This window comes from Gemmatimonadota bacterium (assembly GCA_041390105.1).
In the GTDB taxonomy this organism is placed as follows: domain Bacteria; phylum Gemmatimonadota; class Gemmatimonadetes; order Longimicrobiales; family Gaopeijiaceae; genus JAGQIF01.
Genome location: JAWKQO010000002.1, coordinates 499727 through 523750 on the forward strand (window position 1 = coordinate 499727; position 24024 = coordinate 523750).

General features: G+C 68.5%; 17 protein-coding genes. 8 read left to right on the plus strand and 9 right to left on the minus strand.

What is annotated here, in order from left to right; translation table 11 throughout:
- The first annotated feature begins 22 nt into the window (after positions 1 to 22).
- Positions 23 to 2101, plus strand: a complete 2079-nt coding sequence (locus R3E10_11520) for a PQQ-binding-like beta-propeller repeat protein (protein MEZ4416364.1) — start codon at positions 23 to 25, stop codon at positions 2099 to 2101.
- A gap of 48 nt (positions 2102 to 2149) precedes the next feature.
- Here the strand turns inward: R3E10_11520 and R3E10_11525 are convergent, their stop codons facing one another.
- Together R3E10_11525 and R3E10_11530 are read right to left on the minus strand one after the other, a co-directional pair.
- Positions 2150 to 3109 carry an aldo/keto reductase gene (locus R3E10_11525; protein MEZ4416365.1) on the minus strand — a complete coding sequence of 320 codons (960 nt, stop codon included), beginning with the start codon at positions 3107 to 3109 and terminating at the stop codon, positions 2150 to 2152.
- 35 nt (positions 3110 to 3144) lie between these two features.
- Complete coding sequence (locus R3E10_11530) at positions 3145 to 4269, minus strand: epimerase (protein MEZ4416366.1); 1125 nt, start codon at positions 4267 to 4269, stop codon at positions 3145 to 3147.
- A 216-nt stretch (positions 4270 to 4485) separates the two neighbouring features.
- Between R3E10_11530 and R3E10_11535 the strand changes: the two genes are divergently transcribed.
- Entirely contained in the window at positions 4486 to 5817 is a 1332-nt protein-coding gene (locus R3E10_11535) for an MFS transporter (GenBank protein ID MEZ4416367.1), read from the plus strand.
- A 75-nt stretch (positions 5818 to 5892) separates the two neighbouring features.
- The gene (locus R3E10_11540) at positions 5893 to 7038 is read left to right on the plus strand and encodes an NAD-dependent epimerase/dehydratase family protein (GenBank protein MEZ4416368.1); all 1146 of its coding nucleotides are present in this window, start codon (positions 5893 to 5895) and stop codon (positions 7036 to 7038) included.
- A gap of 16 nt (positions 7039 to 7054) precedes the next feature.
- Here R3E10_11540 and R3E10_11545 read toward each other — a convergent pair whose 3' ends face one another.
- The 3 genes from R3E10_11545 to R3E10_11555 form a co-directional block, all read right to left on the minus strand.
- Positions 7055 to 9439, minus strand: coding sequence for a molybdopterin cofactor-binding domain-containing protein (locus tag R3E10_11545; protein ID MEZ4416369.1), 2385 nt, complete (start codon positions 9437 to 9439; stop codon positions 7055 to 7057).
- Entirely contained in the window at positions 9439 to 9957 is a 519-nt protein-coding gene (locus R3E10_11550) for a (2Fe-2S)-binding protein (GenBank protein ID MEZ4416370.1), read from the minus strand. The genes R3E10_11545 and R3E10_11550 overlap by 1 nt, the downstream gene beginning before the upstream one ends.
- Positions 9958 to 10086: 129 nt before the next feature.
- On the minus strand, positions 10087 to 10788 hold the full coding sequence (locus tag R3E10_11555; protein MEZ4416371.1) for a DsbA family protein: 702 nt from the start codon (positions 10786 to 10788) through the stop codon (positions 10087 to 10089).
- Positions 10789 to 11041: 253 nt separating this feature from the next.
- Between R3E10_11555 and R3E10_11560 the strand changes: the two genes are divergently transcribed.
- The 4 genes from R3E10_11560 (at position 11042) to R3E10_11575 (ending at position 15222) form a co-directional block, all read left to right on the plus strand.
- On the plus strand, positions 11042 to 11824 hold the full coding sequence (locus tag R3E10_11560) for a hypothetical protein (protein ID MEZ4416372.1): 783 nt from the start codon (positions 11042 to 11044) through the stop codon (positions 11822 to 11824).
- Positions 11821 to 13263 (plus strand): hypothetical protein, encoded by a 1443-nt coding sequence (locus tag R3E10_11565; protein ID MEZ4416373.1) that lies wholly within the window; start codon positions 11821 to 11823, stop codon positions 13261 to 13263. Before R3E10_11560 ends, R3E10_11565 begins: the two co-directional genes overlap by 4 nt.
- 104 nt (positions 13264 to 13367) lie before the next feature.
- Positions 13368 to 13871: a hypothetical protein gene (locus tag R3E10_11570; GenBank protein ID MEZ4416374.1), complete on the plus strand. Its 504-nt coding sequence runs from the start codon at positions 13368 to 13370 to the stop codon at positions 13869 to 13871.
- The gene (locus R3E10_11575; GenBank protein ID MEZ4416375.1) at positions 13855 to 15222 is read left to right on the plus strand and encodes a lanthionine synthetase LanC family protein; all 1368 of its coding nucleotides are present in this window, start codon (positions 13855 to 13857) and stop codon (positions 15220 to 15222) included. Before R3E10_11570 ends, R3E10_11575 begins: the two co-directional genes overlap by 17 nt.
- Positions 15223 to 15264: 42 nt before the next feature.
- Here R3E10_11575 and R3E10_11580 read toward each other — a convergent pair whose 3' ends face one another.
- From R3E10_11580 to R3E10_11595, 4 genes are all read right to left on the minus strand, one after another.
- On the minus strand, positions 15265 to 18828 hold the full coding sequence (locus R3E10_11580; protein ID MEZ4416376.1) for a choice-of-anchor D domain-containing protein: 3564 nt from the start codon (positions 18826 to 18828) through the stop codon (positions 15265 to 15267).
- Positions 18825 to 19166 (minus strand): hypothetical protein, encoded by a 342-nt coding sequence (locus R3E10_11585; protein ID MEZ4416377.1) that lies wholly within the window; start codon positions 19164 to 19166, stop codon positions 18825 to 18827. The genes R3E10_11580 and R3E10_11585 overlap by 4 nt, the downstream gene beginning before the upstream one ends.
- A 14-nt stretch (positions 19167 to 19180) precedes the next feature.
- The gene (locus tag R3E10_11590; protein ID MEZ4416378.1) at positions 19181 to 19420 is read right to left on the minus strand and encodes a hypothetical protein; all 240 of its coding nucleotides are present in this window, start codon (positions 19418 to 19420) and stop codon (positions 19181 to 19183) included.
- Between the two features lie 65 nt (positions 19421 to 19485).
- Positions 19486 to 22641, minus strand: coding sequence for a choice-of-anchor D domain-containing protein (locus R3E10_11595; protein MEZ4416379.1), 3156 nt, complete (start codon positions 22639 to 22641; stop codon positions 19486 to 19488).
- Positions 22642 to 23098: 457 nt separating this feature from the next.
- Between R3E10_11595 and R3E10_11600 the strand changes: the two genes are divergently transcribed.
- Positions 23099 to 23929: a hypothetical protein gene (locus R3E10_11600; GenBank protein ID MEZ4416380.1), complete on the plus strand. Its 831-nt coding sequence runs from the start codon at positions 23099 to 23101 to the stop codon at positions 23927 to 23929.
- Positions 23930 to 24024: the final 95 nt, after the last annotated feature.

Genomic DNA, 24024 nt, shown 5'->3' on the forward strand with positions numbered 1-24024 from the left:
ATCCGCCCAACCCGAGTGGTCCATGTCCGTCCGTCTCCGGCCGATCGGCGCGCTGGTCTGCCTGATTGCACTGAGCGCCTGCTCGGGTGCACCCCGCTACGACCCGTCGGATTGGCCGGTGTACGGCGGCAACGACGACCACACGCACTACAGCACCCTGTCGCAGATCTCCCCGGACAACGTGGCTCGTCTGGAGGTGGCGTGGACGTTCGACACGGGTGACGCATTTCCAGGCTCGGAGATGCAGGCCAACCCCATCGTGATCGACGGCGTGCTCTACGGCACCACACCCAAGCTGCACGTCTTCGCGTTGGATGCCGCCACGGGCCGGGTGCTCTGGCGATTCGACCCCAACGACGGGGAGCCGCCCGCGTCCCGCATCCGTCATCGTGGCGTAGTGGTGACCGGCGACCGGGTGCTCTTCAACTACCGGAATCGACTGTATGCGCTGGACCGGGTGACCGGCCGGCCGATCCCGTCGTTCGGCACCGACGGGATCGTGGATCTGCGAGAGGGTCTGGGCCGCCCCGCCGAGGGGCTGTCGGTGAGCGCGAGCACGCCGGGCGTGGTCTTCGAGAACCTGCTGATCATGGGCAGCTCGGTGCCGGAAGCCCTGCCCAGCGCGCCGGGGGATATCCGCGCCTACGACATCCGCACCGGTGCGCTGGTGTGGAGCTTTCACACGATTCCCCATCCGGGCGAGTTCGGGTACGACAGCTGGCCCGAGAACGCCTGGCAGATCGCGGGGGGCGCCAACGCCTGGAGCGGCGTGACGCTGGACCGCGAGCGCAAGATGGTCTTCGCGGCGACGGGATCGGCGTCCTACGACTTCTACGGCGCCAATCGCGCCGGCGATAATCTGTTCGCCAACAGTGTGCTGGCGTTGGACGCGCGCACGGGCGAGCGCCTCTGGCACTTCCAGGGCCTGCGCCACGACCTGTGGGATCGCGACTTCCCGGCTGCGCCTGCGCTGGTCACGGTGCGCCGGAACGGACGGTCCGCCGATGCCGTGGCGCAGATCACCAAGACGGGCCACGTCTATGTGTTCGAGCGGACTACGGGGGAGTTGCTCTTCCCCGTCGAAGAGCGGCCGGTACCGCAGGGTGGCCTGGAAGGTGAATACACGGCTCCATCGCAACCCTTCCCGCTGGCGCCCCCTCCCTTCGCGCGCCAACACCTCACCGCGGACGACCTGACCCAACGTACGCCGGAAGCCCACGCAGCCGCGCTGGTGACGTTCCAGGCCTACCACACCGACGATCCCTTTTCGCCTCCGGACACGAGTGGGATGATCATCTTCCCGGGAGTGGACGGCGGGGGCGAGTGGGGTGGGCCCGCCTTCGATCCCGAGACGGGTTTGCTCTACGTCAACTCGAACGAGATGGCCTGGCTGCTGAAGCTCGTGCCCCAGAGCGACGAGTCGCTGTACGGGGCGACCTGCGGCAATTGCCACGGGAGCCAGCAACAGGGCACGGCGTTGGGGCCGTCTCTACAAGGCGTGTTCGACCGCCGTACGCGTGAGCAGGTGGTTCAGCTCATCCGGGATGGCACCGGACTGATGCCTGCGTTCGGTGCCGCGATGGGTGGGGCCACCATCGAGGCGATCGTGCGCTACCTGGAGACCGGGATCGACGTGGCGGCCGGGACGGTGGGTTCCTCGCCCTATGTGCTTCCCTACCGTACCGCGTTCTTCGACATCTTCCTGGACCACGAAGGCTATCCCGGCATCCGTCCGCCCTGGGGCACGCTCAACGCCATCGATCTGAACGAGGGCACTCTGCGCTGGTCCATCCCCTTCGGGGTGTATCCCGCCCTGGCGGCCCAGGGCCTCACCGACACGGGCACCGACAACTACGGTGGCGCGATCGTGACGCAGAACGGACTGCTGATCATCGCCGCTACCACGTACGACAACCGCATCCGCGCCTACGAGAAGAGCACGGGCACCCTGCTCTGGGAGGCGGAGTTGCCCGCGGCCGGCAACGCCACGCCGGCCACCTACATGGTGGACGGAAAACAGTACGTCGTCATCGCCTGCGGGGGTGGAAAGAACGGAGCGCCCAGCGGCGGCACCTACGTGGCGTTCGCACTCCCGGATTGAACCGGTGACCGGCGGCGGGCCCCCATGGGCCTGCCGCCGGCCCGCGCGCTATCTCGAGGCAGCGGGCAGCGCCTCGACCAACTCCACCATGCGACGCAGGTGGTCCGGCGTGGGCAGACGACCGGAGCCACCGCCGAGGTTGTCGATCATGTGGCCGGGGTCACTGGTGCCGGGCGTGGCCACGGTCACCGCCGGGTGCGCCACCACGAACTTCAACATGAACTGCGCCCAGCTGTGGGCGTCGAACTCCGCCGCCCACTCCGGCAGCGGACGATCCCCGATGCGGGCCCACATGCGGCTACGGCCGAACGGCAGGTACACCAGCACGCCGATCTTGCGCTCCTGCGCCAGCGGCAGGATGACCTCTTCGGCCGCCCGATTATCGACCGCGTAGTCGATGCCGATGAAGTCGAGCGGTTCGTTGCGCATCACGGCTTCCAACTCGCCGTATTGACGTTCGCTGGTGGTGGTGATGCCGATGTAGCGCACCCTCCCCTGGTCCTTCTGCTCCTTGAGGATGCCGAGCTGAGTGGGCGGGTCGGCCATGTTGTGGACCTGGATGAGGTCGATCACCTCCCTGCGCAGGCGCTCGAAGGAACGTTCGACCTGTTCGCGGGCGGCGGCCGCGTCGGCCATGCCGCCGCCGCGGCCCACCACGTTCAGCTTGGTGGCCCAGAAGATCCGGTCGGCGATGCCGAGCTCCTCCGCGACCTGGCCGGCCACCTCTTCCGAGGCTCCATAGCCGGGCGCGGTATCGAACAGCGTGCCGCCGCCGTCCACCAGCGCCTTCAGCACACCGCGCACCGCCTCGAAGTCCTGTTCGCGCGCCACCTGTGAAAACGTGTTGGCGCCGCCGAGCCCGATCACGGGGATCTCCTCTCCCGTGGAGGGGATCTTCCGCAACAAAGGCTGCTGCTGCGGAGCGAGCGCATCGAGCAAGCGCGGTTGCAGGCCCAGGACCGCGCCAGCACCGGCCGTGATTCGAAGCCAATCGCGACGTGAGACCATCCAGTTCCTCTCCTCGGGTTCCCTGTTCAGGGTCGTCAGCGGTTGTGTGCGTGCCAGGCCGCGAGCACCTCGGCTTCCCGCTGGGCATTGATGCCCGCGCGGAACGCCGCTTGCCGCTCCGGTGACCGGGACAGATGGAAATCCAGCGTGTCCTTGGCCGTAACAGCCAGGGGGCGGAACGTGAGGCCCGCTTCCACTTCGGGTGTGAGGTCGAAGCGGGCGAAGCCCTCATTGCCCGGCGTGGGCGGCCGCCAGACCGGCATGTCTGAGTATGGGCGTACCCCCAAGTCGGTCAGGAAATCCGTGGGAACCCAAGTGAAGCTGGTTTCCGCGGTGGTGACGGCGCGAACGCCATAGAGCAGCTCCGACATGGGGCGAGGGATCCGCGGTCCCACCACGTTGAAGACGCCTGCCCGGTTGTCCTCGGCCAAGCGGATGGTCCACTCCGTGAAATCCCGCACGTCGATGATCTGCACCGGATCCGTGGGATCGCCCGGCGCGAGGACCTCGCCTCCGCGATTGATGCGAGCCGGCCAGTAGGTGAAGCGGTCGGTGTCGTCGTCGGGCCCGATGATGAGGCCCGGCCGCAGGATGGTGGCACGGCCCGGAAAGGCGCGCTGGGCTTCCCGCTCGGACTCGGCCTTGCCCAGGCCGTAGTTGACGGGATCGCCCCGCTTGATGCCGGCTGTCTCGTAGGTCCAGGTGGGCGCGTCCGAGGTCATGGGCACGCGGCTCAGATCGGCGTAGGCCGACCTGGACGACACGTAGAGGTAGAGCCCCACCGAGTCCTTGAGCACCTCGCCGGAGAGTCGCACCCAACTGGGTTCCTGACGGGCGTTGTCGATCACCGCGTCCCAGCGGCGACCCTTCAACGACTCGAGATCTCCGGTGCGGTCGCCGATCAGCGTCTCCAGCTCGGGGAACATGCTGTTGCCCGAGCCGCGATTGAACAGCGTGACGTTGTGTCCGCGCGAGAGGGCGTAGCGGACTTGGTAGGGGCCGATGAATCCCGTGCCGCCGAGGATCAGGAGATCCAGCTTGCGACGTGGCGCCTGCTGGAGCGCTACTCGAGCGGACAACCGTTCCGGCGCGATGCCGAGTCCCAGTGCGGTGCCGGCCGCGGCGGAGAGCTTGAGGAAGTCCTTACGTGTGGTGCCCATGCGTGGGTCTCCGTACGGGGTGGGACAGCGGTCCTCGACGATAGCGCCCCGGGGCCGGGGGCGCACTCCTGGAGACGGTGCCCGGGATGGCCGCGGGGGGAGCCTGCGGGGCGCCGGGCCGCAGGGTCCGGATGGTCTCGGCAGCGTCTCTGTCGCCCGCCTGGCCGACAGGGTATCGTCGAGCCCACGCCGCCCGCCGACCGGAGCACGAGAGCCATGCACACCCGACCCCCGTCCAACGCACCACCCTCGCCGCTGACGCGGCTGCTGCAGCGGGGCGCGACCATCGAGCCAGGCGAGACCGCGGCGGTGGTGACGGCCTTCCTGCTGTTCTTCTGCGTCATGTCCGGGTACTTCTCGGTGCGCCCGGTGCGCGAGACCGTGGGGACCATCCTGGGTCCGGAGCGGACGGCGGACCTGTATATCGCGACCTGGATCGCGTCGCTGGCCATCGTCCCCGCCTACGGATGGCTGTGTGCCCGCTTCCGTCGAGGCGCCTTTCTCCCCTGGATCTACGGGTTCGTGGCCGTGGCGCTGGCGGGCGTGGGATTCGTTCTCCGCGCGGCCGGTGACAGCGTGGTCGCGGCGCAGTTCTTCTTCGTGTTCATCAGCGTACTCAACCTGTTCGTGGTCTCCGTGTTCTGGAGCTTCCTGCTCGAGCTCTTCGACATGGATCAGACGAAGCGTCTGTTCGGTGTGATCGCCGCCGGGGGAACGGCCGGCGCGCTGGCCGGGCCTCTGCTGACCAGCCTCATCGTGGAGCGGGTGGGCAATGCCTCCATCCTGTTCATCGGAGCAACGCTCTTCACGGGTGCCATCGTGTTTCAGCGCATTCTGCTGGGGATCTGGTCCAGGAGCGATGGCGAGCCCGGTTCCGTGAAGCCTCCTCAGGACGTCCCTTTGGGTGGCAACCCGTTCGCAGGATTCAGCCTGATCCTGAAATCACCGTATCTGCTGGGCATCGCGCTGTTCGTGGTGTTGGCTGCCACCGCCAACACCTTCCTCTACTTCGCCCAGCTCCGCATCGTGTCCGAGACCTTCGCGGACACGGCCGTGCGCACGCGCGTGTTCGGCCAGCTCGATTTCACGGTGCAGAGCCTCACTTTCCTCGCACAGATCGTATTCACCGGGAGGATCGCGTCCAAGTTCGGAATTGGAGCGTTGCTGACGGCCGTGCCGCTCGCGGTCATGGCGGGCTTCTTGTTCCTGGCCGGCTCCCAGACGTTCGCCGTGTTGGCGGCCGTGATGATCACACGGCGGGTGGGGGAGTACTCGTTCGTGCGCCCGGGCAGGGAAATGCTCTTCAGCCGCGTGGACACCGAGACGAAGTACAAGGCGAAGAACGCCATCGACGTCCCCGTCTACCGCGGCGGCGATGCGCTCGTGGCCCAGGTGGATTCCGCGCTGAGCGGAGCCGGGATGAGCCCGTCGGGAATCGCGCTGCTCGGAGCCGGCGCCGCCCTGGCCTGGGCAGCCAACGGCGTGCTGCTGGGCCGGGCGAAGCGGGACGTGGAGCGCGCGGCGCTGGCCCACCAGGCTGCCGGCTAGCGTGGGAAGGCCCGCTCGAATCGCCGGACCTCAGCCCTGGGCGACACCTACGACTCGATCCGTTGGGAGCAACCGATGAGCACGACCCGCAGAGGCTTTCTGTACACGACCGCAGCCGCCGCAGGAGCTGTGGGACTGGGCGTGCCCCTGTCCGCAGAGACGGCCCCTGCCGGGCGCGGCCCACGTGCGGACGCACCCGCCCGCAAGCTTCGTCTGTTGATCCTGGGTGGCACTGGGTTCACAGGTCCGCACCAGGTCCGGTATGCCGTGGAGCGAGGGCACACGGTCACGGTGTTCAATCGGGGACGCCGACAGGCCGATCTGCCCGAATCCGTCGAACACCTGGTGGGCGATCGCAACGGAGACCTGGAGTCGTTGAAGGGGCGCACCTGGGATGTCGTGATCGACAACCCCACCACGCTTCCCAACTGGGTGCGGTTGTCGGGTGAGCTGCTCAAGGATGCCTGTGAACAGTACATCTTCATCAGCACCATCTCCGTCTACGCCGACAACAGCCGACCGGGCATGGACGAAACGACACCGGTCGCTGTCTACGACGGAGAGGCGGACCCGTTCACGCTGCCGGTGGAGGAGTCGGGGCGCTTCTATGGGGCGCTCAAGGCGCTGTCGGAACGGGAAACGGGGTATTGGTTCCCAGGCCGGGCCACCATCATCCGGCCCGGCCTGATCGTAGGCCCCGGCGACGAGACGGATCGGTTCACCTATTGGCCCGCGCGCATCCATCGTGGAGGGGAGGTGTTGGCACCGGGCACCCCCGACGACGCCACGCAGATCATCGATGCCCGTGACCTCGCGCACTGGACGATCCGCATGGCCGAACAGGGCACGGTGGGCGTGTTCAACGCGACCGGACCGGAGGAACCGCGCTCCATGCGCGAGATGCTGGAGGGCATCCGCGCGGCCCTCGGCTCCGACGCGAGGTTCACCTGGGTGGAGCAGGACTTCCTGGCGGTGCAGGAGGTGCGGGGCTGGTCCCACATGCCCGTGTGGGTGCCGGTCACGGACGAGAGCGCCGCGTTCATGCGCGTCAGCGTCGAGCGGGCTCGCGCGGCCGGGCTCACCTACCGTTCGCTGGGCGAGACGGCGCGTGCCACCCTCGCCTACTACCTGTCGCGCAGTGACGAGCGCAACGGAACCATGCGAGCAGGATTACCCGCGGAACGCGAGCGCGAGGTGCTGGCCGCCTGGCATGCGCGCTGAGGCAGGAAGCCGCCTCCTACAGCCCCGCAGCCTCCAACGCCGCTTTCACGCGCTCCGGTCGCAGGGGAAGCCGGCGTAGGCGTACGCCGGTCGCGTCGAAGATCGCGTTGGCCACCGCAGCGCCCACGGGTCGATGGGAGGGTTCCCCCGCTCCGTAGGCGGGCAGATCGGGGCGGGCCGGGTTCGGGTCCCCGTTTACCAATACGATGTCGATGCGCTCGGGCGCATCCTGGTGGCGCAGGGTCGGGTGGGTGCGCCAGTCCACGCTGGTCACCTTTTCCGTGTCGAACCGGACCTCCTCGAACAGAGTGCGGCTGAGGCCATGCAGGAGGTTCCCCTGGATGGCGCTGCGCACGCCGTCCGGATTGACCACCAACCCGCAGTCGTGCGCGCAGACCATGCGCCGTACACGGACGGCTCCGGTCTCGCGATCCACGTCCACCTCCGCGATTTCCGCGACCACGGTGCGGGCGCGGTGCGCATACGCGATGCCCCGACCCGTGAGGATCCGTTCGCTTCCGATCTGCTGCACCGAGGGACGCGCGGTCCATCCGTACTCGCGGGCCGCTGCTTCAATGACCGCGATCGCTCTCGTACGAAGGAACGCCTCGTCGTCGTCGCTGCTGGCGCGCAGCAGGTCCAGGCGGAACTCGACCGGGTCCCGACCCGCCGCAGCGGCCAGCTCGTCGATGAACGACTCTCCGGCGAAGGTGACCTGGGGGCCGCCCGGGTCGCGCAGGTTGCCCGTGCGCAGGGGTGTCTCGAAGGCCAACGGGAACCGCACCACGGCCGTGTCCTGGCGCCGGCTGGGAATGTGATAGGATTCGTCCGGAGGAGACGCCCCGCCCGGGGACGGCCGCGCGGGGCGGATGCCCATCAGCTGTGCAATGAGCACCGTGTCCGGCTCGTTGTAGCCCACATGCGCGTAGTCCGCGACACGCGCACGGTAGTCGAGAGCTACCAGCTTCCCGGAGGCGTCCAACCCCCCGCGCAGATCGAAGGCGAACGCGGGACCCTTGGTATCCCAGGCGGTCTCCTCCTCGCGGCTCCACTGCACGCGTACCGGGCGGCCCATCTCGTGGGCCAGATAGGCGGCTTCGAACCCGGCATCGTCCGCGGCCGTTCGTCCGTAGAGCTGCGGTCCATCCATCCAGATGACCCGCACCTGGTCGCGGGGCAGCCCCAGGAAGTCCGCCACTCCCGTGCGCAGGCTGTAGGGCTTCATGTCGTTCGTATAGATCGTCAGCTGGCCGTCCGAGGGATCGGCCAGACCGTGTGCGGGGCCGATGGCGGTATGCCCTTGAAACGGAACGTCGTAGGAGGCCTCGATCACCGTGGCCGCGGCGGCCAGTGCTCCGTCCGGATCACCGACTGCGCGCGGCGGGCGTCCGGGCTCCGGAGAAGTGCGGCGCAGGTAGCTGAAGAGGTCCTCGGAGGAAGGGAAGGGCGCCCCGGCGGGAACGCTCCACGTCACGTCGAGACGGCCCGCCGCCTCGATCGCTTGCTCCTCCCGTTCGCAGAGGACCGCGATGTAGTTCCCGCGATGAATCACCCGCAGGAAGCCAGGGAGGTCGCGCACCGAGGATTCGTCGATGGCGATTACGCTGGCACCAGCCGCGGGAGGGCGCACATGGCGCGCGTGCACCATGCCCGGTAGGCGCACGTCGACGGCCCATTGCAGGGAGCCGTCGACCTTGGCGGGGATGTCGTAGCGTGGAATCGATTGACCGGTGAGCCTGAGGTCCTGGACCGCTTTGAGCGGTGCCTGACCCGTGGTCTCATTCACGTTGTCGCCGCGGAGCGCCACGTCGAAGCGACGCGCGCCCACGAGTTCCCCGTAGGTGACGCGCCGAGCGGGCTCGCGAGTCAGCCAGATCACGCCCTCACGCACCGAGAGTTGCTCCGTCGTGACCTGGAAGTGCTCGGCCGCGAGCTCGAGCAGCACGCGTCGAGCTTCCGCGGCGACGCGTCGCGCCGGCACCGCATCGCGCTCGATGGCGTCGGACCCTCCCGACCCGCCCTGATCGACGGTCAGGTCGGTTCGCCCCATCACCAGCGTGGTCCGGTCGTAGGCGATGTCCAGCTCGTCGCACATGAGTTGACGGAATGCGGTCCCCGTACCTTGGCCGCCATCGGTCTTGCCGACGTAGAACGTGGCCGAGCCGTCCTCGTGCACGACCAGCCAGGAGTCGAGCTGCAGGTAGTCCGGGTCGGGGTAGGGGCCGGCGGCAGCGCCGCCGCGCCCGCCCCTGGCCGCGGGGGTGGGCCGCAGCGCACCGCCTCCGCTGAAGCTCAACACGAACAGGCCTGAGGCCTTCAAGAAATCGCGGCGCGAGGTGCTCCCCTGCCAGGGCCCCAGCGCACGGGCCAGCGCTTCGGCGCGCTCCGGGAAAGAGCCCATCACCGGACCTCCTGCGGGCGCTCCGGCCCAGAGCCACCGCGGCCGCTGGCACCATCCGCCGCCATGACGGCGGCAGCCCTGCGGACCGCGGATTGGATGCGGTAGTAGGTCATGCAGCGGCAGAGCACACCGTTCATCCCCTGGCGGATGTCCTCGTCCGTGGGCTCGGGATTGCGGTCCAGCAGCGCCTTGGCCGTCATGATCTGACCGTTCTGGCAGTAGCCGCACTGTGGCACCTGCTCATCGATCCAGGCCTGCTGCAACGGATGGAGGCGCCCGTCCTGCGACAGCCCCTCCAGAGTGGTGACCTCACCGCGGATGGACGACAGCGCACGGCTGCATGAGCGGGTGGGTCGACCGTCGACCAACACGGTGCAGGTTCCGCATTGCCCGAGCCCACATCCGAAGCGGGGGCCGCGGAGCCCCAGGTCGTTGCGGAGCACGTAGAGCAGCGGAGTGGAGGGGTCGACGTCCAGCGTATGGACTCGGCCATTGACGGTGAGCTTGACCTCGCTCATGCGCGCCTCCTGCGTGATCGAAAGCCGACCGAAACGGGTGGGGCGCTCAAGGTAGGCGCGCTCCGGCGGGGGGACAACGCACCCAGCGGAGTCCCCCGCCGGGCGCAGCCCGACCGACGCAGCCCGACCTCAACGGCGGGCCAGCGCCTCCTCGACCAGCGCCACCAGGGCGTCGTAGCTGTCCCAGGGATCGAGCACGCGACCCTCCACGTAGGTGGTGGGGGTGCCCGTGATGTGCAGGCTGTCGCCGAGCATGCGGTTGGCCATGATCACCTGCGTGTGCGCGTCGCCGTCCAGGCAGGCACGGAAGGGCTCGACCTGCGCGCCCACCTCGGCCGCGTATTGCTCCAGGCGCTCGAACGGTGGACGGCGATCGAAGGACCACTGCTGCTGCCGCTCGAAGAGCAGATCGTGGAACTCCCAGAACCGGCCCTGCTCGGCGACGCAGCGGGCGGCGCGGGCGGCCAGCAGCCCATGTCGGTGGGAATTGCCTTCCCGGGCCAGGGGGTCGAGCGGATAGTCGTGGTAGGTGTAGCGCACCTTTCCCGTGGCGATGAGCTCGCTCTGGAGCCGCGGCTCCACCACCTCGTTGAAGTGCTTGCAGGACGGGCAGGTGAAATCGCTGAACACCATCACATGGACCGGTGCGTCGGGGCTGCCGCCATCGACTCCTTGGGCTGCATCCAGGAGCGCCTGCGCATCGCCCAGGTCTTCGAGCGGCATCGCGGAGACGGTGGCGCCGCTCGGAGCCCGGGTCACGGAATAGGCCAACCAGCCGGCACCGGCCAGCGCGAGGAGACCCAGGAAGACGTAGAAGCTGCGGGACGGCATGGCGTGCCCTCGGTGGCGTGTGGCTGCGAGGCCGGCGGGCGCGGGGAACCGGACGGGGTGCGCCCCTCCAGAATGAGCGTCGAGGGGCCGAACACGTCAAGTCGGGAGCCCGAGCGTTGATCCGCCACGGCCCGCCGCTGCGCGTGCCGGGGGGCGCGTGGCCGTTCTGGCGAGCCCCTGCGCGCGGGGGTAGGTTCGGCGCGTCGCAGATCCCTTCCGATAGGGAGCACGTTCCCCTCTTGCACGGTCGGCGATGATCGCAGCGACACTCGAGCGGACCGGCCAGGTGTGGGTGACCAATCTGGGCGTGCTGGTCAGCTTCGGGCTCCGTCTGCTCCGAGCAGCGGGCACGGGTCTGGCGGAGATCGGGTCGCGACGCGGCGTGCTGCTTGTCCTCCGGCTGACGCTGGGTCAGATCTTCAGGACGCTGACGCGCGGTGGGTTGGACGTGCTGCTGCTGGGGACGGTCCTGGGACTCGGACTGCGCACGGTGGCGGATGAGCTGGGCGTGATCCGACCGCTCTTCGAGTCGGCGTTCTTGCCGATCTTCATCGCGGGGGGGCTCCCCCTCGGGCTGGCCGTCCTGGTGGCCGCGCGCAGCGGCGCCCCCCTCTCGCTCAAGCTTGCCATCCGTCCGCTCACGCATCGCCTCGCCGATCCGTATGGTCCGCCCGCTGAGCTGAACGCGCAGGTCTTGCCCCACCTGGTTTCGGTTCCGCTCACCACCGCGCTCTTCTTCGTGATCGGACAATACTTTCTCATGATCGGATACACGTTCGACGGCTCGTCCCTGCACTCGGCGCTGGCGGTCGACTACTACACCGCGTTCCTGGACTCGGTGGTCACGGGCTCCTGGAGGTCCATGCTGTTCGGGGGAATCGTCGCGTTCGTCTCGTGCGCGATCGGCGTGGAAGCCGCCGAGCGTCGACCTTCTGACCCGAGGCGTTCCGAGCTCCAGGACGCTGCGTGGGAGAGCACGGTGCTCTCGACCACCCTCTGCACGGTCATCACCGCCGCACTGTGGATGGCCCGATGAGCGGACCGGAGGAAGCTGTGGCCGGTCGGGCGGAGGGCGCCGGACGGGACTCGCTGCGTCTCAACCAGCTCTTCGGGCTGGTGATCGTGTTGGTGGCGATCGGAGCGATCGTCTGGCTCACGGTGGTCGCGCGCGCACGATGCTCGGATGCGGACCTCCCGTTCGTCGCCTATGTGTCGGGGATCGTGGAGTTGCGCGCCGACACGCGCGTCCAGTTCTACGAGCAGTGTGTCGGGCGCATCGCGGCCGTGGAGCCGGGCCTGGCGGCCCTGCAGGTTTCGGTGGAGCGTCCTGGACCGCTGGGCGAGCGCCAGTCCCTGACGCTGAGCGCGCGGGATCCCGTGGCCGAGGTCGGCTCCGGTGCGTTGACCCTACGCTACCAGTCCCCGGAGTCGGTGGTGCTGGAGGGTGGGGAGGAACGCTGGGAGCTGCGGCGCTCGGGCGAGGGCGTGTGGGCCGTGGACGGTCCGGGAAGGGCAGAGGGGGTGCCATCCGGGGAAGTGCGACCGGGGACCGCCCTCACGTTCGGTCCGGTGCGGTTGCAGTGGTCGGACGTCGGGCGCTACACGCGGATCCAAGGCTTCGTCGACGCCTCCGCCTTCGCGCAGGTCTCCGCCGCAGCGGGCTTGTCGCCCGAGGTGTCGAGGTTGGACGCGGCGCTGGGAGTCGGGACCGCGGTCGCGGTGGGGTCCAGCATCGGAATCGGGACGTCCGGTCCGCCGCGAGTGCGTCTGGTGCCGTCGTACTCGAGCACGCAGCTGGTGGCCGAGCGTGAGGGCGTCCGGGAGTTCTCTCCGCAGGAGGGGGCCGACGTCCTGGCGTTCCTGAGCGACGCCATGGACTACCTCAGCTCTCCGGCCAAGGCCGATGCGCCACCCCAGAATCGCTACGAGCGCATCATCGACGATCTCAACGGCTCCCTGGCCGAGATGCGAGGAGCGGTGCTGGGGGCGCGCCGTCTCGCCGATACCCTGGGTGCCGTTGCCGACCGCGGTGGAGACCAGCTCGCAGGTCGGCTGATCCTGGGGCAGCGGCAACTCGAGACGCTGGAAAGCGCGCTGACGCACATCGACTCCGTGCTCACCACGGTGGAGTCCTCGGTGAGCGCCAATCCCGACGCGCCGCTGGGGGCGGCCCTGTTTCTCAACCAGGAGCAAGCCGAGAGCGTGGACCGGACCATCGCCAATGTGCGGGCACTGTCCGATGAGCTGCGCGACGGCAGCAAGACGGTGTTCACCCGGATCGCGGGCGACCGACACGGCGTGCGCTTCGACAGCATCGTGGTGCGAACGGAGCGCCTGAGCGAGCGTGCCAACGAGATGCTCGACCAACTCGAGGAGAGTGGCGGCAGCGCCGCCCGAGGCGCCAAGATCTACGGTGTGGTCACCGCACTGGCCCAAGCCCTGTCCACCATCGCGGTCCTCGGCATCTGGAGGTAGGCGCCCAGCCGGTTTGACGGCGACGCCGGGTCGCGAGATCCTGGAGCAGGCGCCCCGGGTACGCAGACGAGGGGGGCCGTTGTCACGTCCCAGTGGAATCCGCCATGCCGCCTTCCTTCCTGACCAGGCTCGTCCGAACCGGCCTCCTCCTGGGGTTGGTGGATGGCACCTGGGCCCTCGTGCTCACGGCCTTCTACGGCCGGCCGCCCTTCAGTGTGTTCCGGGGCGTTGCGGCCACCGTATTCGGCCCGGAGATGATGGAAGCCGGTGCCCGAGGCGCGCTGATCGGCCTGACCATGCACTTCCTCGTGGCCTTCACCTGGTCTCTGGTGTTCATCGCGCTCGAAACACGCTCGGCGTGGTTGCGCCGCCTGCTGGCCACGACGCGCGGCACGCTCGCGGTGGGCGCCGTCTTGGGGCCGCTGATCTGGCTGGTCATGTCGGGTGTCGTGATTCCGGTGTTCACCGGCAACCCGCTCGCTGCGACGAAGCGCTGGCTGATCCAATTGGTGGGACACGCCGTCTTCGTCGGACAGCCCATCGTCTGGGCAGCACGGCGGCCCTTGTCGAATTCCTCGAGCGGAGGTGCGCATGCCCACACGCCGTGAATGGTTGGAGCAAACCGCGCTGGCCGCCTTGACGGTCGCCGTTCCCGGGACGTTGGGGGCGGAGCTCCGCGTCGGGCCCGCCCGCGAACGTCGCTACCTCGACCTAGCGGTCCGAGCCGCGGACTGGATCGAGTCCAGCCGTCGCGCCACCGAGTACGGCGCCGCCTGGCCGGCCGACCCGCTACGGCCGGAGTCGGTGAGCTTCGACCTCTACAACGGCATGCCCGGCGTGGTGGTGTTCCTGGCCGAGCTGGCCCGGGCCACCGGAGATGACCGTTGGCGCGACGCCGCCGGGCAGGGGGCTGCCCATCTCTGGCACGCGAGTCGGAGTCCGGAGACGGAGCTGGATACCGGGCTGTATTCGGGGCTCGCGGGCCTCGCCTTCACGTTCATGACCCTCTCCGACCTGACGGGTGCGCCGGAAGACGTCGCGCGCGCCCGCACGCTGTTGGACGAGTTGGCGCGAAGAGCCCGGCGGCAGGGGGAGGCGGTGGAGTGGAACGGCTCGTACGACATCATCTCCGGAAACTCCGGTGTGGCGTTGCTGCTCCTGGAAGCGCACCGACGCTGGGGCGACGCCGCCCACCTGGCGCTGGCCGTGCAGGCCGGCCACGGGCTGATCGCGGCCGGAGAGCCCGCCCAAGGCGGGACGATGTGGTATCCCGCGCGGGAGTTCCGACGCAACTACCCGAACTTCTCCCACGGAACCGCCGGCGTCGCCTATGCGCTGGCAACGCTGTACGAGCGGACCGGTGAGACGCGATTCCTGGAGGCGGCCTTGCAGGGCGCCCGCTACCTCGACGCGATCGCCACGCGGGAGGGGGACCGGACGCTCATCTTCCACCATGAGGACGGTGGCGAGGACCTGTACTACTTGAGCTGGTGCCACGGACCTCCCGGAACCGTCCGCCTCTTCACCCGCCTGCAACGCGTCACGGGCGACGCGCGTTGGGGAGAATGGACGGACCGGCTGACCCGCGGGCTGTTCGCGAGCGGTGTGCCCGAGACACGCACGCCGGGCTTCTGGGAGAACATCAGTCAGTGCTGTGGCAACGTCGGCGTCGGCGAATACATGCTGGACCTGGCCACGTTCGCGCCCACCCCGGAAAGCCGGCGGATGGTCGAGCGCGTCGTCGCCGATACGCTGGCGCGTGCCTCATCGAATACGGATGACGGACTCCGGTGGATCCAAGCGGAGAATCGCACGGAGCCGGAGAACCTCGTGGCTCAGACGGGCTACATGCAGGGCGCCGCGGGGGTCGGATCCTTTCTCCTGCGCCTCGATGCCTTCGAACGAGACACGACCAGGACGCTCCGCTTTCCGGACACGCCCTACGGCGAGCCGAGCTAGTCGACTCGCCGCGGGGCGGGCCCGGAGGAGGGAGGGGCCTCCTCAGCGGTGCTTCCCGGCCTTCCAGAGCTCCTGGATCTCGTCGGCCGCCCAGCACTTGAGCGCCGATCGCAGCGTTCGGTGCAACGACCCGGTCACGTACACGATCGTCTCCGGAGCCTCGGGATCGTCGGTCTCGATCCTGAGCTCACAGCACTGTGGCCCCGAACAGTTCGGCGTGAAGCGGATCAGGACCGGCAGGCACGATCCCGGTCGGATCACCGCCGGGAAGGGGTTGCTCACGATCTTGAACGTGCCGCAGCACTGGTCGGACCGCTCGTGAGCGTGGCCGCTTCCGTGCTGCCCTCCGCACCCGCATCCGTCATCGCAGGTGTCGGGGTCGTGACAGCCGGGCTTCCAACAGTCGGGCAAGAATGCTACCCGATGCACCTTCAGGTCGCACTTCCCGACGTTGCAGATCGAGATCGTGCGCTCTGCGCGGCGCCCGAAGTCCACGGGGCCGAAGTGGCCCGAACCCGATAGAGCCAGGGTGCCGCTCGGTGCGAATCCCGACACCGCGATCGTCCGGGGCCCCGTGGGGTCATCGCTGGTTACCGTCAGCACCGCCGACTTCGGTCCAAAGCTGACCGGTTGGAAGCGGATCTGGACGCACACGGCGTCCCCCGGTGCCACGCGTAGCGGGTAGGCGCTCACGCCCGGTGGGATGAACTCCGTGGACGTGGACGTGATGCCGGTCACCGTCAAGGGACAGGTGCCGCTGTTGCTGAGCAGCAGTGGCTCGTCGCGGAATGAGCCGACGCATACGTCTCCAAAGGAACCGGCGTCTGCCATCGAGATGGCTAGGCGCGGAGGCGGCGCGTTGCCGGTCAGACGCACCGACTCCGGGCTCGAGGGGTCGTTGCTGAACAGCGTGAGCGTTGCTGCAGCGCCTCCGAGCACCTGGGGCTGGAAGCGGACAGGCAGCTCGATGGACCCGCCGGGTGCCACCTCCAGCGGGAAGAACGAGACCCGGGGCGCGATGAACGCCGGAGACGATGAGATGATGCCCGTGATCCGAAGCGGACAGCTTCCCCGATTGTTGACGATGAGATCGCGATCGACGAACGCGCCCATGCAGACCGCACCGAAGTCCCCACGATCGGGAACGATGGTCTCCAACGAAGGGACACCGCCTACGCCCGTTGCCATCAGGTCGACGGTCGGGGCACCGGGATCGTTGGTGTTGATCCGCAGGGTTGCCGCCTCGGGGAGGCCGGGCGTGGTGGGAACGAACTCGACCGTGAAGTCGATCTCTTCTCCGGGAGCCAGGATCAGGGGCGTGCCGGGCGACGGAAGCACGCGGAAGCCGGTGGAACCCATCAGCCGTTGGACGCTGGTGATGATCAGGTTCTCGACGCCGACGTTGAAGATCTGCAGCGTGCGGTGCTCGGGACCCGAACAGACCGTCCCGAAGCCCAGCCCGCCCTCGAGGTTCACTGCGATCGCCGGGCCTTTCGGCCGGCGAAACTCGAAGACTCCTCGTCCGTAGGTAGCGGCGCGCAGGATGCCGCCCTGGCGGGAGAGCACCAGGTCGGTGACGGGCGCACGCGGGAAGTGGATGTCGTCGAGCACCGTCCAGGTGGTGCCGAGATCCACCGACCGCAGGACACCCAGATCGGTTCCGACGTAGATCGTGGTCGGCGTGTCGGAGCCGTCCAACGCCAGACCGCCGAACGGCACGTCCAGGGTTGGCGAGATGTCCTGCCAAGCGGTCCCGCTTACCGTGGTGCGGAAGACGTGGCCCCGTTGGCCCGCTCCCCCGTTGAAGCCACCCAGCACGCAATAGATCACGGTGGGGTCGGACGGGTCGAACGCTACGCGCTGGACGCTCCGCGCGGGCAGGTTGCGCGTGATGTTGTTGAAGGTGACGCCACTGGGCGCCCCCACCGTGGGTGCCAACGCGTTGGTCGAGAGAAAGACCTGGCTCCCGGATGCCACGACCACGTTGTTGCCGTTGGTGGGCGCCACGGCGGGACGGCCGGGGAACGCACCGAGATTGCGCCAGTTGGCTCCGGCGTCCTGGGTCTGCCACAGATTCTGGTTCCCGCTCACGTAGATTCGGCCGGCGGCGCTGGGGTCTGCCGCGAGGGACGCGAGATAGCAGCCCTGATCGCTGGTGGTGCCCCACGGTGTGATCTCGTTGGCGAAAGGCCAGCTGGCGCCGTCGTCGTCCGAGCGGAACACCCGCGTGCAGGGCGCGGGGCTCCAGAAACCACTGGTGCCGTACGCCCGTCCAGCCGTTACACCGTCGAACACCGCGTCCCAACCGTCGCCGCCCTGCGGGCTGTTCCACCCGGGGCTCGTGGCCCCGGTCGTGGTTTGGATGCCGTTGTCCTGAAGGGCCCCCAGCGAGACTGACGCACCGGCGTCGGGCTTGATGTCGAGGTTGTAGAACAGCGCGGTCTGCAGGCTGCCGCTGTTGAGGGGCGTCCACGTGGTCCCGCCGTCCGTCGAACGGAACACCCCTCCGTCGTTCCCGCAGTAGATCGTGGTGGGTGTCGGGCTGGGCTGGGGGAAGAACGCCCAGGCGTGGGTGTCGGCGTGCATGCCGTTCAAGGTCGTGAAGTTCTGCCCGGCATCCGTCGAACGAGCCTGCCCCACACACCCCACGTAGACCGTGTCGTTGACACCGTCTCCCGGGGAGGCCGGGTCGACAGCCATGTGGAAGCTATAGCCACCCTGCGTGTTGCCCGGCATGCCGGTGGCCGTCTGCTGCGTCCACGTGGTTCCCTGGTCGGTGCTCACGAAGAGGCCGACCGGATCGGGCGCGCCTCCGCGGCCGGAGAGCGCCGCGTACAGCACCTGTACGCCCGCTGCGTTGGGTGGCGACGTGGGCGGAGCCAGATCCACGATCACCTTGCTGAAGCTCGCACCCGGCGTAGCGCCGACGGCCGTGACCACGGCCGGGGTGGTCGCGCCCAGGATGCGCGTCCAGTTACGACCGCCGTCGGTAGAGCGGATCACCCCGCCTCCCGTGACTCCCGCATAGAGGATGCGTGCAGCTACCGGGGAAGTGGTGTCGAGCACCAGCGACCGCGCGTCTCCGCTGCTGCCGGTTCCGAGCGTCCAGTTCAACCCACCATCGGTGGAGCGGAACACACCGCTGCTCGATGCCAGGTAGACCACCTGGGAATTGGCCGGGTCCACCCGGATGACGTTGATGAACTGATTGAAGAACTGGTTGGCGTTGCCGACGTTGCCGGACGGGTAGCCTGAGCCGAGCCGCACGCAGGAAGCGCCGCCGTCCGTGGACTTGTACAGCCCGGCCTGGGCTTGCGGCGTGACGCGGGCGCTGGTCCCGATATAGAGGATGCTGGTGTCGTTGGGGTCGATGGCGATGGCACCCGGTTCACCGATGCCGAGGGCGATCTGCCGATCGAACAGGGGCGTCCATGTGGAGCCACCGTCCCGGCTGCGCCAGATCCCCCCTCCGGCCGTACCCTGGTAGAGAATGCTGCCGTCATTCGGGTGGATGGCGATGGCGGTGGTGAGTCCGTTGTCCTGACGCCCACCCTGTGCGATGGGGCTGGGCCCGATGGGAGCCCAAATCGTTCCGACGAGGCTCATGGCTGCACCTCCTCGTCGTCTCGCGGCCGCTCCGTACCAGACGTCGCCTCGTCATCGGGAGTGCCGCCGGACTCCTGCGATCCGATCTCGGTGGCAGGCCTCCGGACCGCGCCCGGAAGCTGATGCCACTGCTCGAGCGCACGCTGGTACGCATCGCCTGTGGGTGGCGCTCCCCCTCCGGTATGGCGCTCGACGTACTCCCGGTGGAGTCGCACCGGATCCGCGTCCGGGTTGCCGAGGGTCGGCCGCTCCTGGCCCTCGGGAGCGGGCTCCTTCTTCTTCGGAGGCTTCCGCCCACCTCCCTTGTCCTGTCCACCACCTCCACGCGTTGCCATCATTGCCTCCTGCAGCGCTAGGCTGTGAGTGAGAGACGTTTCCGGGCTTCTCCATGGGCCGCGACCGCCAAGGCGACGGCCACACCCGCGAAGCCCACGAGCAGCAGAACCTCGAACGCACCGCTTCCTCCGTCCGGCGCGAGGTCGAACGTGCTCTCGACCCAGGCCGGGAAAGCCAGCGTCAGCGCGGCCGCGGCCGTACACGCGATGCACGTGATCATCTGGACCCACCAACGGATCCCCAGACGTCTCAACATTTTGTTCTCCTTTGGAAGGTGAGCGGGGCCACCGTCGCGGTGGCCCCGACCCGTCGCTGATTCAATCAGCGCTCGATCAACCGTTTCAGGAGCCGGTGCTGCTGACGCAGCTCCTCCAACAGCTCCTTGCAGCAACGTTCGAAGCCGCCCGACCCCCCTCCGCCACCCGGTGGCGTGCTGGTGCGAGGGAGCACGGCCTTGTCGCGGAACGCCTCGCGCACCACGGGTTCGCCGTCCCGGCTATAGCCGGTGGCGCGGAAGCGGAAGTGGTACGTTCCCGGCTGAACGGTGTGTGTGAACGAGCTCCCGTAGTCGCCGTCGTCCGCCGACCCGTCGGCATGAGCGCCGTCGTCGTGCAGACCTTGCGTCCAGGTCGCGCCACCTGGGGCCGTGGTCTCTACGGAGACCGTGCAGCCGGTCACCGGTAAGCCGGCCTCCGTCACGACCGCCGTCAGTTGGATGGGATCACCTACGTAGACCGGTCCCGGAGTCACGTAGGGCATCATGCGGAAGTTGCTCCCGACGCCGATGGCGATGCCGTAGAGCAGCGGGTCCTTGTACTCGCCGCAGTCGCGCGGCAGGAAGCCGAGGCCCCTGGCCTTCTGGCTGGGCGTTCCGCGACAGACCATCCCCGGGTGTTCGACCATGACCCGCCAGCGGCCGGCGTACCGATCGGGCTCCTTCAGCGGCATCTTGAATTCGACGATGCGCGCTTGACTCGTCGATCCCGCTCTCAACTGATATCCGGCCGGTATCGCACCAGGGTCGATGACCTCACCGGCAGGTGAGACGCAGAAGAAGGGAAGTCGCATTCCCTTGAAGTCGTAGAGCACCACCAGCGCGTCGACGTCACCGCGCAACACGTCGAACTCGATCTCGTGCTTCTGACCAGGAGCGATCCAGAACATCGGGTCGGCCACAGAGGACGTACCCACGATGTCCATGAAGATCTGCGTGTAGTACTTCTCCAGCTCGAAGTATTTCGCGCCGGTCAGATCTTGATTGACGTGCAGATAGTGGTTGGCGCTCCCTGCCAAAGCCTCGAGCTGGGCCGCGTCGATGTCCGTGTCCCGACCGAGTCCGATGGAGTAGAAGTCGACGTTCCCCGGCTTGACCACCGGCGACGTGCTGACGTTCCCGCTGGCCGGTAGGGGCTGCAGCATGTTGCCCCCCAGGATGCTGAACCAGTTTCCGCTGCCTGAGGGGTCCTCGAAGCCCGTGTTTTCGATTCCGTCGCTCAGGACGACCACGGCACGCTTCAGGTTGGCAGGCGTGGTGGCGCGCGGCTTGAGTACCTCACGAGCGCCGGTGATCGCCCCGGCCGCGATGGCCGTGTTCCCTTGCGCGGGCGGGAGATTGGCGGGTACCGACTGAAGGATCTGGTTCTGGGTGGGCACGCCGGTCGTGGTGATCGGCGTCATCGGCGTGGGGACGTCGGGAAGGTGGTTGAAGCGCACGATGGCTCCCCGGTCGTCCAGATCGGGACGCAGCAGCTCCACGAAGAGCTGCGTGGCCGAGACGGCTGCCTCCATCTTCACGCGGGATCCGAGCGGATCGTTCATGCTGCCGGAGTGGTCGACCACCACCGCCACATCCAACGCCACCGGCGGCGTGATCTCCGCGGTCAGCGGAAAGACCCAGGTCTGGCCCACCGGAACGTTGGTCGCGTTGCTTCCAGACAGGGTCAGGCTGGCGGTGGCGACCCGAGGCGTGTCGGCTGCCACGAACGAGACGGCGACCACCGTCTTCCCGCTTCCAGCCGCACCGGGCCCGCAGGGCGAGACGGGCAGCACGTCGTAGACGCGGGTCCCGGGGGCGTTCGTGATCGAGCCCTGAGGGTCGGGGAGCCCGAACAGGGCGGCGTCCGCGCCAGAGATCGTCCCGGTGAACTGGAGCGGGCCGTCACCGGGGTTGCTGACCTCGATGAAGCGCACTGTACGGAAGCCTTGCTCCACTTGCAGGAAGTCGATGGGAGCCGAGGGGGGTACGGCGATCTCCGCGTTGGCGACACAGCCCTCTCCGTTCAACGTGATGGTGTGCGGGCTGCCGGGGGCGCCGCTCACGACGCTGAGTGTGGCCGTCTGGGGCCCCTCTGCGGGGGGTGTGAATCCGAGGGCGATGGTCTGCGCCTGCCCACAGTTCAGCGTGCCGTTGAACCCGGCGCAGGTGAATCCCGACGCGCTGAGCACCGGCACGCTGACCGAGAGGGGTAGGCTCCCTGTGTTGGTGATGGAGAGCGTCTTGCCGGGTGCGGGCGTGCCGACCGGGTGCTTGCCGAAGTTGAAGGACGTGGCGCTGAACGTCACCTTCGCCTGGGCCGCGACCGCTTTGCCCTTGCACTGGAGTCGATCCGCCCCGTTCGCGGGGGACCGGGTGATCATCAGGTCCTGCGTGTTCCAGTTCCCGACCGTGGTCGGGTTGAACGCCACCGTGACCGTCATGGTCTCGTTCTTGGCCAGAGTCGCTGGCAGTGGCGTCGAGGTGGATTGCACGGAAAACGGTGCCGCGTTGGCGATGGCGCTGATCGTAAGGCAGTCGTCGCCGGTGTTCTTGATCGTGAACTGTTTGGTTTCCGGCGTGAACGGACAGCCACCCACGGCCACGTCCGCGAAGGACTGCAGTGACGGTGTGACCTGACAGTTCCCGGCCGGAAGCGCACAGGCCTGCGTGTGGCTGGTGCCACCGGTCGAGAAATGGATGATCAGCTGCGTGGCTGTGGCCTCTCCGGCGGTCTGCCCCGTGGGGACGATGGGGGAGCCCAGCGAGCAAAGCGTGGCACCGGTGTCGCTGCGATGGATCGCCACGCTGGTGTGATTGGTGCCGTCCTGCCCAAACGCGAGGAACACAGCCCCGTTGCCCTGGCTCTCGTTCACGATGGGGGGTGCGACCGCGGTCGAGCTCGTGAGGACCGTCAGGATATTGACCTCGGTCCAAGGACTCTTGGTGAAGTCGACGAGCGAGACGCTGCGTGTGCTGGGGCTCGTGGTTTCGCTGTCCAGAATCACGAGGAACTTGTTGCCCAGCACTCGATAGCGCAGCGTGCGGTTGGCGAGTTGTGGGTGGAAGATGTTGTTGCCGCCCTGCTGGACCGACAGGCCGGGACTGCCTCCGGTGGTGGTCAGTGTCAGCGACTTGCCGTCGAACGTCTTGGAGGGCGTGTTCTCCCAGATCGAAGCGGTCAGGAACAGCCCCGGGGTGATGGAGAGCGGGGTGCAGGACATGCGATCGAGCTCCCTGGAACGGGGCCCGCAGTGGGTCGGGCCTGCCCGGGCGGGGGCACGTCCACCGGGCCCCCGGGGACGGCGCGACGCTCAGGCCTATGAGCGCAGGCACGAGCGGGGACCGGCCAAGGTGAACAGCAGACGAAGGCACCTGTCATCCGACGGGAGTCGGCACCGGAAGGAGCGACCTACCACGCGTGGTGGCCACCCTCGGGGGTGGGCCGATGGATCGTGGTTGGAGCCAGTCCCTGCGCTTCGTTCCCCCACTGCGCAAACGCGCGCGGGCGCTGCCATGGAAGCGGGGCCGTTTCCGGGGTTCCGGTCCGTAGGGGGTCCCACCACAACGAAGGCAGAATGGTCCCTACGCCGTGGGGCCGCTGCGCCCGACTACTTTGGAAGACGATGACCCGCTTCACCCCCGCGCCCGGCCCCCTCGAGCGCGGGAAGGGGACCAACCATGATCGGCATCGTCTTCCTGCTTCTCGGTGCCTTCGGGGCCGCGGTCATGGCTCTGATCATCGTCATGTTCTTCGACGCAACCCGTGGGGGAGCGGACCGCGTCGCTTCCGAGCGCGAGCGAGAGGCGCGGCAGTGGCTGCCTCCGTTTGCCCGTGGTGCCGAGCTCGTGTACTGGGCGTCCCGGCGTGCTCGCGGCGCCGTGCGACGGGCATTGGAGGGCGAGCCCGGAGCGTCCACGCCGAGGACCATCATCACGGCGCTGCACGACGGTGCCACTCGTGCCATGCTGCCCAGGGTGCGGGCGCGCGACCGGGCCCGACCGGTGGCGTGCCCCCGCGAAGGTCAGGGGACCATCGGCGTCACGGGGATCGAAGCGCTCGCGCTGGCGGAGCACCTGCGGGAGGATCTCTCCGCCTCCGAGTTGGCGGCTGTGCAGCGGCGCTCCCGCGAGATCGCCGCGCTGCTCGCGAAAGGGGACCCAGCCGCGGTTGTGCCGCCGTGTGCCCTGCAGAGTGGTGACTGCATGTGCATCGCGTATCCGACTCGACCTTTGAACTGTCGGCCCCTGCACGCTGCGGCGACCGCCGATCGCCTCGGCCTGGATGGCGGCGTCCCGGGCGGCCGGGTACCGCTCTGGCTGCGGCACGCCGAGACGGTGGCGGCAGGTGTGGAGCAGGGCCTCCGTAGCGCCTTGGAGCAGGCGGGCCTCGACGGTCGGATCTACGAGCTCCATAGCGCACTGGCCTGCGCTTTGGAGCGCCCCGACGGCTCCAGGCGCTTCATGGCTGGGGAGAATCCCTTTGCCGCCGCCCGCCCCCTGCGGGCGTAGGGAGCACCCACAGAGCTCCGCCCGGCGGGAGATCTGGCAGGCTGGGGGTGGCCGCCGCATGTTGGGCGCTCCCAGCGGCGGCCGGTGGCCGTCGT

What these genes read in the sequence shown, in the direction of transcription:
- R3E10_11580 (MEZ4416376.1), bottom strand. Translation starts at nt 18,828, where the DNA reads ATGAGCCTCGTCGGAACGATTTGGGCTCCCATCGGGCCCAGCCCCATC.
- R3E10_11530 (MEZ4416366.1), bottom strand. Translation starts at nt 4,269, where the DNA reads ATGGGCACCACACGTAAGGACTTCCTCAAGCTCTCCGCCGCGGCCGGC.
- R3E10_11540 (MEZ4416368.1), top strand. Translation starts at nt 5,893, where the DNA reads ATGAGCACGACCCGCAGAGGCTTTCTGTACACGACCGCAGCCGCCGCA.
- R3E10_11550 (MEZ4416370.1), bottom strand. Translation starts at nt 9,957, where the DNA reads ATGAGCGAGGTCAAGCTCACCGTCAATGGCCGAGTCCATACGCTGGAC.
- R3E10_11560 (MEZ4416372.1), top strand. Translation starts at nt 11,042, where the DNA reads ATGATCGCAGCGACACTCGAGCGGACCGGCCAGGTGTGGGTGACCAAT.
- R3E10_11555 (MEZ4416371.1), bottom strand. Translation starts at nt 10,788, where the DNA reads ATGCCGTCCCGCAGCTTCTACGTCTTCCTGGGTCTCCTCGCGCTGGCC.
- R3E10_11520 (MEZ4416364.1), top strand. Translation starts at nt 23, where the DNA reads ATGTCCGTCCGTCTCCGGCCGATCGGCGCGCTGGTCTGCCTGATTGCA.
- R3E10_11590 (MEZ4416378.1), bottom strand. Translation starts at nt 19,420, where the DNA reads ATGTTGAGACGTCTGGGGATCCGTTGGTGGGTCCAGATGATCACGTGC.
- R3E10_11600 (MEZ4416380.1), top strand. Translation starts at nt 23,099, where the DNA reads ATGATCGGCATCGTCTTCCTGCTTCTCGGTGCCTTCGGGGCCGCGGTC.
- R3E10_11565 (MEZ4416373.1), top strand. Translation starts at nt 11,821, where the DNA reads ATGAGCGGACCGGAGGAAGCTGTGGCCGGTCGGGCGGAGGGCGCCGGA.
- R3E10_11545 (MEZ4416369.1), bottom strand. Translation starts at nt 9,439, where the DNA reads ATGGGCTCTTTCCCGGAGCGCGCCGAAGCGCTGGCCCGTGCGCTGGGG.
- R3E10_11535 (MEZ4416367.1), top strand. Translation starts at nt 4,486, where the DNA reads ATGCACACCCGACCCCCGTCCAACGCACCACCCTCGCCGCTGACGCGG.
- R3E10_11575 (MEZ4416375.1), top strand. Translation starts at nt 13,855, where the DNA reads ATGCCCACACGCCGTGAATGGTTGGAGCAAACCGCGCTGGCCGCCTTG.
- R3E10_11570 (MEZ4416374.1), top strand. Translation starts at nt 13,368, where the DNA reads ATGCCGCCTTCCTTCCTGACCAGGCTCGTCCGAACCGGCCTCCTCCTG.
- R3E10_11525 (MEZ4416365.1), bottom strand. Translation starts at nt 3,109, where the DNA reads ATGGTCTCACGTCGCGATTGGCTTCGAATCACGGCCGGTGCTGGCGCG.
- R3E10_11585 (MEZ4416377.1), bottom strand. Translation starts at nt 19,166, where the DNA reads ATGATGGCAACGCGTGGAGGTGGTGGACAGGACAAGGGAGGTGGGCGG.
- R3E10_11595 (MEZ4416379.1), bottom strand. Translation starts at nt 22,641, where the DNA reads ATGTCCTGCACCCCGCTCTCCATCACCCCGGGGCTGTTCCTGACCGCT.